The organism is Desulfonatronum zhilinae (genome assembly GCF_900182865.1).
In the GTDB taxonomy this organism is placed as follows: domain Bacteria; phylum Desulfobacterota; class Desulfovibrionia; order Desulfovibrionales; family Desulfonatronaceae; genus Desulfonatronum; species Desulfonatronum lacustre.
The window spans coordinates 1-6,029 of record NZ_FXUJ01000054.1 but is presented as its reverse complement, the minus strand read 5'-3'; the positions used below and the strand labels follow the sequence as shown (position 1 = coordinate 6,029).

The 6,029-nt window shown below is 54.4% G+C and carries 6 protein-coding genes; all 6 read left to right on the top strand.

All coding sequences use genetic code 11. The features are described 5' to 3' along the window. Positions 1 to 128: 128 nt before the first annotated feature. The 6 genes from AC559A_RS18575 to AC559A_RS18550 all read left to right on the top strand — a co-directional run bounded on the left by AC559A_RS18575 (position 129) and on the right by AC559A_RS18550 (position 5,763). Positions 129 to 1,118 (top strand): DUF3150 domain-containing protein, encoded by a 990-nt coding sequence (locus AC559A_RS18575; protein WP_498819190.1) that lies wholly within the window; start codon positions 129 to 131, stop codon positions 1,116 to 1,118. Positions 1,119 to 1,208: 90 nt separating this feature from the next. Then, positions 1,209 to 3,398 carry a VWA domain-containing protein gene (locus AC559A_RS18570; protein ID WP_498819189.1) on the top strand — a complete coding sequence of 730 codons (2,190 nt, stop codon included), beginning with the start codon at positions 1,209 to 1,211 and terminating at the stop codon, positions 3,396 to 3,398. 6 nt (positions 3,399 to 3,404) lie between these two features. Further along, entirely contained in the window at positions 3,405 to 4,007 is a 603-nt protein-coding gene (locus AC559A_RS18565; protein ID WP_498819188.1) for a hypothetical protein, read from the top strand. Between the two features lie 97 nt (positions 4,008 to 4,104). Continuing rightward, positions 4,105 to 4,530: a JAB domain-containing protein gene (locus tag AC559A_RS18560; RefSeq protein WP_498819187.1), complete on the top strand. Its 426-nt coding sequence runs from the start codon at positions 4,105 to 4,107 to the stop codon at positions 4,528 to 4,530. A 25-nt stretch (positions 4,531 to 4,555) separates the two neighbouring features. Then, entirely contained in the window at positions 4,556 to 5,587 is a 1,032-nt protein-coding gene (locus AC559A_RS18555; protein ID WP_498819186.1) for an ATP-binding protein, read from the top strand. A gap of 53 nt (positions 5,588 to 5,640) precedes the next feature. After that, the gene (locus tag AC559A_RS18550) at positions 5,641 to 5,763 is read left to right on the top strand and encodes a hypothetical protein (RefSeq protein ID WP_498819185.1); all 123 of its coding nucleotides are present in this window, start codon (positions 5,641 to 5,643) and stop codon (positions 5,761 to 5,763) included. Positions 5,764 to 6,029 lie beyond the last annotated feature (266 nt).

Below are 6,029 nucleotides of genomic sequence, written 5' to 3'. Positions count from 1 at the left end.
GGATCAAGAACCCGCTCGGCTATGCACTAAAAACAACGGTTGTGAACAAGGCCAGCAAGGAAGGCCAACCGATCTTCAAGGAAATTTTCCAAAGAATTTTTAATCATGAGCTATAAGGAGGCACTATCATGACACAAGAACGCATTTTTGAACAATCTTTGGGCCTTATCCTCGACATTTCGATCTGGTCGGGAAGCAAGACGTTAAAAGCAGAGGATTTTCAGGGATACGAACTTCCCCCAGAAGAACTGGTTTCCCTTGGTAGTAAGCGGCTGCACTCGAAAGACAGCTTTAAACCCATTCAGGCAGTACGCACAAAAGCGGTATCGGTATTGGAGGCCACCGGCATTTCCCTCTACGGGGGTCGTGTTTGGATCATCCCGGACCACGCCAAATCAGATGTGGAAGCGTCACTTCAAGCCCTGGCAGCTGAGTTTCAGCAAGAAAAGGATGGCTTCCTTCGTGATTTCTACACCACCCAGGAAGAGTGGCTTCAGAAAAACAACAAATGGGCCTCGATCCTCCGTCCCTATCTGGATACGCCTGAAACGGTCAGTAAGCGGTTCGGATTCTCTTGGCGTATTTTCAGAATGGGTACAGCGGAACAGGGCGACGATCTGGCCGAGACAATAACCACTGATCTTACCAACAATCTGCTCCGGGAAGTGTCCACTCTTGCCGAAGATGCCTATCAGTCTCTGAAAGGCCGAGATAGAGCCACTCCGAAAAATCTGAACCGATTGGAAAAACTAACGGACAAGCTCCGAGGGCTCTCATTCGTAACACCGGCATCCCTGGTTATTGAAACGGAGTTGTCCGGCATTCTTGACGAACGTGACTCCCACGGCGCTCTGGAAGGCCAGGGTCTGTTCAAGCTGGTTCGGTTGTTGGTGCAGCTCAAGTCTCCCATGGTTTTGAACGAGGTGCTGGAAGCGGCAGAACGCGGCCAAGCGTATCAATTCCAGTATCCTGCCTACGTTCCGCCTGTGGATACTGCTGCGCCGCATCCTCAGCTTCAACCGCAAACCAACCCTGCCCCGGCACCGGCAGGGGCCTTTGTACCGGCACCCGTTTCAGCACCGCCCAAACCGGCGTCACTACCTACCGGCTGGTTTTGATCCGGTCATGTATACCAGCAAATAAAGGGCTTCTCCCACAATCAGGAGAGGCCCTTTTCATTTTGGAACCCAAGAAAAGGAGGTACCCAAGTGAAATATCAGTCCCTTGAACACGATTTGAAAAACATGGCGGTCGTTACCGCCCATGCACCCCAGGCCGCCGACAAGCCCAAGCTGCTCACGCCCTCACAAATGGCCGCACTCGCGTCTGGCTTGGGCCGAAAACATGGCGTGACCGTTACATTCGGCAACTACAACACGGCGTCTACTGACGGCCAAGATATTGCGATCCCCTTAACCAGTAAGGAGAACTCGTGGATTACTCGCGGTTTTTTGGACCACGAACTCTCACATATACGCCTTACAGACCTTGACCAAATACCGAGATCAACGCCTCTTCACAAAACACTTTGGAACCTCTTGGAAGATATTCGTGTCGAAAAAGAGATGGCTTCTATCTACCCAGGAATGGCAACCAATTTCCGAACATTGGTGCGTGAACTGCTGGCCACCAATAGGAACTTCTTTGAATTACCCCCCGATAGCCAGCCTGATGCCGTGCTTGCGGCTTACATAGGTCTGGTTCTCCGAACGCTCCACCTGAAGCAACCGGAGCTATCTGAACTGGCCATAGCTACTCGTGACCAGTTTTTAACCACTTTCGGCCCGGCCCTGGAGAAAGACCTGTTCCTGCTGATTACCGAAATCGGCAATGCTCAAAGCACCGGAGAAGTCTGTGCTCTGGTGGATAGGGTTATTGAGCTTCTGAAGCAGCACAGAGATGCTCAAGATCATTCCGGCTCGGATTCAGAGATAGGCACGGAAGAGGAACAGCCCCTTACTGATAATCAAGATGGGCCAGCAAATCCCCAACAATCCCAAACAATCCCTGACACTCAGGACCAGTCAAACTCTCCAGACAATTCCCAGCAAATCCCTGACGATCCAGAGCATCAGGACTCATCAGGCCAATCACAGACCGGCACGGATACTTCGGACCATCCTAACGATCACGAACAAGCCTGTGACAATCAGGGATCATCACAGAGTATCCCTGACGATCAAGATCAGCACGAACAAGGCCATGACGATTATGACCAGCCGGACGATCCCAGCCAATCTGAACAAGGCCAAGATAGTCAGGGATTATCAGAAACAGGCCCACCCAGCAGTAACCCCTCAACCCAACCAGGCCAATCATTGGACGAACAAGGAGCCCAAGACGATGCAGACCCTTCAATACATAGTAGCCCTGATCCAGCAGATTTGGACGATCTCACAGCCGACCCAGACACCGAAACCCAAGCACCCGGCCAGGATACGCCGGACGAAGCACCCGACGCTTCACCCGTGGGCCTAACCCCGACCCAAGAAGCCATAGCCCAGGCCCTGGAGTCGCAGGAAGAGATCAGCGATTTTGGCCAGCAGCTCAAAAGCATGGCCCTGAAGTCGGAGGAGCTCAGCGGCAACAATCCCAGAGCATTCGGAATAGCCGAGGCTACTTCAACTTCTTCCTTGCCCCGGTACGGCTACTCCCAGCAATCAGTAACAGCCTCTTCCGGGGTGGTGGCCAAACTTATGGCGAATCTCAAGGGGCTACTCCAGGCCCAAGGCTTGGCCAGAAACACGCCCAGCGCTTCCGGCAGCCGAATAGCCCGATCCCGCCTTCATCGTATTCGCACCGGCGAAAGCAAGCTGTTCCTCCGAAACGCCAGTCAGAGGCAGGTAAATACAGCGATCCACCTGCTACTGGACATCAGCGGAAGCATGGACGGGCGGCGTTTGGCCATAGCCAAGGAAGTGGCTTTCGCCTTGGTTAAAGCCCTGGCCCACCAGAGAGGCATCAACCTGGCTCTGACCTTGTTCCCGGCCCATTATCCCTACAACCAAGACATCTCGGGCAGACACGACGTGTACCCGGTGGCCCCGCTGCTCAAGCACGGCCAGAAACCGACCGGAACGATGCTCTGGCCACTTTATGCCCGTGGCTGCACTCCGCTTGCGGAAAGCCTTCGGTATGTCTTGGCGTCAATGGTTCCCCTGACTGAAACCAGGAAGCTGGTTGTCCTACTCACGGACGGGGAGCCTAACGATTTCCAGTCAGCAAGAATCGCCTTGGAAGAAGCCCGCACCCTTAGCGTCGAGGTCGCAACCCTTGGCATTGAGGATTTGCATTACACGGCCCTGTTCCCGGTCTGCGAAATTGTGGACCGGGTAGAGCATCTGCCTGAAAAAGCCTTCAAGCTGCTAGAATCATTACTAACCACCAACAAGGAGTAACCCGCCATGACAACCACCATCAAGACATCAGCAATCCGGACCTACCTGAGAAAAAAGCCAGGCCCCGTAATGATTATCGCCAATTGGGGCCTCATCATCTCCGGAGCCGTGGCCGTTCACCAGAGCATTTTGGAGCCGGATCTGGGCTTGGTCTTCAACCTGTCTGACGAGGATATGCGGAAACAAGTGATCACCACCACCCTGAAGATTGAAACCAACTCCATCAGCTTCCACGACGAGGTTCCCCAGGCCATTGCAACCATGGAACACCCTGCAAACGTGGTACCCTGCATCAAAACCCCGCTTCTGTTCCAGATCGGAGATTGCAAGAAGTCCCCAACCAATCTGCACATCTTCAAGAGCGAGGAATCACCTGACCAGACCCGGCGAGTGCTGCTGATTGACCAGACGGACTTGGACCTGCTGGGCTTCCCCTCTGCCGTAACGGCTCCGAAAAATGGCACCATGCCCTTGATAGCCGACGCCACCCCAGCCCCCAAGCGCATCGCCGCCGTATACTCACCTGAAACCGTAAATGAAATGGCCCTACACCTGGGAAGCCTGCTCTCGCTGATCCCCAAGCAGGCCGGAATGGGCTTGACCGCGTAGGGCTGATTACCAGCAAATCACAAACAATCACAAATCATTAAGGCCGGTTCTTCACAAGAGAACCGGCTTTTCTCATTCCCAACAAGGAGGCCGACCAATGAGCCGAGTAAAAGAACTGCTGTCCGAACTGTACGATGCCAGACCGGCCTGTACCAACCTCTCCCAGCCGGAATTCGTAGCCGTTCATATGCTGCCCTACCGAGACAAGAAGGTCGAATACTTCGTGGCCTTCTTCCTGGACGCCAAGATCAACCTGATTGCCAGGCGTGTGATGAGCCGGGGAAGCGTGGATACCACCGCCATCTATCCGAGGGAAATTATCCGCTACGCCCTACTGAAACAGGCGTGTTCGATCATTGTCAGCCACAATCATCCCGGAGGCGATCCAAAGCCCAGCGTCTTGGATCAGCGCCTTACCGAGAAGCTGCAAAAGGCTTGTGAGGTTCTGGATATTCGCCTGCTTGACCATGTTGTTGTGGCAAGAGATGGGCATTTTTCCTTTCAGGCCCAAGGCCTGCTCTAAACCTCAACCAAAAAAAGGAGGTGCTATGTTTCAAAAAGCACAAAGAACCCAGTCAAAGCTACGCCTGGGTCTGATCGGCCCCAGCGGCTCGGGTAAGACCTACTCGGCCTTGCGTATCGCCCAGGGCCTCGGAGGTAGAATCGCCCTTTTAGACTCAGAACGTGGGAGCGGGTCGCTTTACGCCGACCTGGCTAACTACGACGTTGCCGAACTGACCCCGCCCTACAGCCCAGAAAAATATGTCCAGGCCATCAAACAGGCAGGCCAAGCAGGGTACGACGTTCTGATTATCGACAGCCTGACCCACGCCTGGGCTGGTGAGGGCGGGATTCTGGAATTCGTTGACAAGGCATCTCAGGCGACCCGGAACAACTTCGCAGCCTGGCGCGAGGCTTCCCCCAAGCACAACGCCCTGGTGGACGCCCTGCTCGGAGCACCCCTGCACATCATCGCCACAATCAGATCAAAAACAGCCTGGGACGTGGTGAAAGACGAGAAAACCGGGAAGACCCGCCCGGTCAAGATCGGCCTCGCTCCTGTCCAACGGGACGGCCTGGAATACGAGTTTACGACAGTCCTGGAATTGTCCGTAGACGGGCACATTGCTACGGCCACCAAGGACAGGACCGGCCTGTTCGACGGCTCCTATTTCAACCCTACCGAGGAAACCGGCCAGATGCTGAAAGCCTGGTTGGGCGGCGGCCAAACGTCTGCAACTCCTTCCGCGCCTATCAGCAACCCCGAAACTCCACGGGCTACCCCGGAACCTCAACCTCTGACTGCCGGTAATCCGCAGCCCTCAACTCCCAGGCCACCGAGAAGTAACGGTGACGGAAGGGCCAAGCCTCATCAGCAATCATTCCATCCCACTGAGGGCGAAGGACTACCGCCTCTTACAGACCCACAGCGCCGTGCGATTTTCAGCCTCGGGCAAAGAAACGGCTATGACGAGGACTACCTGGACGTGATCTCAGTGAATACGTTCGGGCGCGGCGTAAACGCCCTGACCGTGAAAGACGCAAGCTCGTTCATTCAGCAGCTACAGAAAGCGGCATAACCCAGCGCCAACATTTCCAAACCGGCGCTCAACCCAAAACCCAAGGAGCAACCATGACCACCGAACAGCCCAATAAAGATCAGCAAGACAACGCCAACATCGGCACCCTCATCGGCAATCTGCTCGGGATCGGCATCGCACTTTTACTTGACCTGCTGAGCAAGTCCCGGAGGTAGTCAACAACCATCAACCAAAGAGGCCGCACCAAGCAGCCTCTTTTTTTAGCTCTCGGAAATAATACTCAAGAACCGTTTCTGGGATACCCTACCCTGCCAAACGCCCTTTGAGGCCCTTAAAAACGGAAATATGGGCCTCGATATTTTCCATAAATAAAAAGGTTGCTGCAACCGGGATCGATACCGCCCCTTGCTTGCCTGCCTCAGCTGCCTTATACTGAAAGCCATGAACGAAAAGGAACAGGCCCAAGAATCCGACAACACTC